General features: G+C 25.7%; 3 protein-coding genes. All 3 read left to right on the top strand.

Annotated elements, in window-relative coordinates:
- Positions 1-33 precede the first annotated feature (33 nt).
- The 3 genes from QHG34_RS15790 (at position 34) to QHG34_RS15780 (ending at position 1,341) form a co-directional block, all read left to right on the top strand.
- Positions 34-333 carry a type II toxin-antitoxin system RelE/ParE family toxin gene (locus tag QHG34_RS15790; RefSeq protein WP_219034832.1) on the top strand — a complete coding sequence of 100 codons (300 nt, stop codon included), beginning with the start codon at positions 34-36 and terminating at the stop codon, positions 331-333.
- A 6-nt stretch (positions 334-339) separates the two neighbouring features.
- Complete coding sequence (locus tag QHG34_RS15785) at positions 340-624, top strand: addiction module antidote protein (protein WP_219034831.1); 285 nt, start codon at positions 340-342, stop codon at positions 622-624.
- A 210-nt stretch (positions 625-834) separates the two neighbouring features.
- Complete coding sequence (locus QHG34_RS15780; RefSeq protein WP_188320254.1) at positions 835-1,341, top strand: hypothetical protein; 507 nt, start codon at positions 835-837, stop codon at positions 1,339-1,341.
- Positions 1,342-1,602: the final 261 nt, after the last annotated feature.

Genomic DNA, 1,602 nt, shown 5'->3' with positions numbered 1-1,602 from the left:
ATTAAATTTGTATCCAAGTGAATACAAAAAGAAATGTACTTTATTGAAAAAACTACTGATTTTGATAAATGGTTTCGAAAGTTAAAAGACTTACGAGCAAAGGCTAAAATTTTAGTTAGAATTCAAAAATTAGAAAAAGAAGAACACTTTGGAGATTGTGAACCTGTTGGCAATGGAATTCGAGAATTAAAGATCAACTATGCTAAAGGATATAGAGTGTATTTCAAAGAAATGGATGGTAAAATAGTAATTCTGCTTATCGGAGGAGATAAATCTACTCAACAAAAAGATATTGAGAAAGCTAAAGAAATATGGGATAAATTAAAAAAATAAAGAAACATGGAAACATCAAAATTTGATATAGCCGATTATTTAGATAGTAATGAAATGATTGCTGAATACTTAAATGCAGTCTTAGAAGATGGTAATGAAAATGAAATCATCACTGCTATTGGAAACATTGCAAAAGCAATTGGAATGACTAAAATAGCAGAAGAAACAGGTCTTAGTCGTCCAAGTTTATATAAAGCTTTATCTGATGGATCAAAACCTCAATTTGGGACTATAATGAAAGTTTTAAAAGCTGTGGGAGGACAAATACAAGTAAATCCTGTTCATGCTTAATAGATAAATATAAACCTCCTAATTGGAGGTTTTTTAATACCCTATAATACTAATTATGTTCAGTAGATTACTTTTATTAGAGATTCACTTGTTTTAAGTACCTTTTCAATGTGTTTTTCATAAATTTTAATATTATTTATTTTGTTTTTAATTAAATATTGGATATTATTTTATACATTTATAAATATATAATACTTAAAAATACTACTTATGAAAAAACATTACTTAAAAACATTTTGTTTATTTTTACTTTCATTTATCGTTTTTAGTTGCTCTTCTGATGATAGTAAAAATGAAGATATTTCTCAAGCTGACGCAAATGCAAAGATTGAAAATTCAATTGTGGGTGGAAAAATTGCAAATATTAAAGACGGTAAAATTAATTTATTAGTATCAAAGTCATCTATTAATAAAGGTATAGAAAATCTTATAGATCCTGTTAATGAAAATAGTTTATCTTATAACGAATCTAAGATTATTAATATTGATAATTCATATTATTTAAGAAGTTTATCTGACAATGGCTTAGTGACAACGACTTTATTAGAAGAAAGTAATAATAATGGAGATATTTCTTTATTAGTTGCAGGTATTTCTTGTACAAGCAAAGCGTGTTCTGGTACTAACGGTTGTGTTCCTGCTGCAAATAAAAAATCTTGTACATCTTGTCTTGGTGATTGTTCTAAAACTGTTACTTCTATTGAATCTGAAGAATAATTTTATATATTCTGTAATAAATATAAAACCTCCGCTTGGAGGTTTTTTCATGTCATTATCCTAAATTTTTTGCAACAAATAACACACCTTGCTATTTTCTGATTTTAGTATAAAAATTAATAAAACGATGCGTTTTATACTACTTGCTTATTTTGAAAAACATACTTTTAGAGAGTAAGTTAATAACATTATATATCAACAAGTTACACTTATAATACATACTTTTTAATTTATAAAGTATGTATTATTATTTATAACAAT

Source organism: Empedobacter sedimenti (genome assembly GCF_030005555.1).
Classification (GTDB): domain Bacteria; phylum Bacteroidota; class Bacteroidia; order Flavobacteriales; family Weeksellaceae; genus Empedobacter; species Empedobacter sedimenti.
The sequence above is the reverse complement of the archived record's forward strand: the minus strand, read 5'-3'. Positions and strand labels throughout refer to the sequence as shown.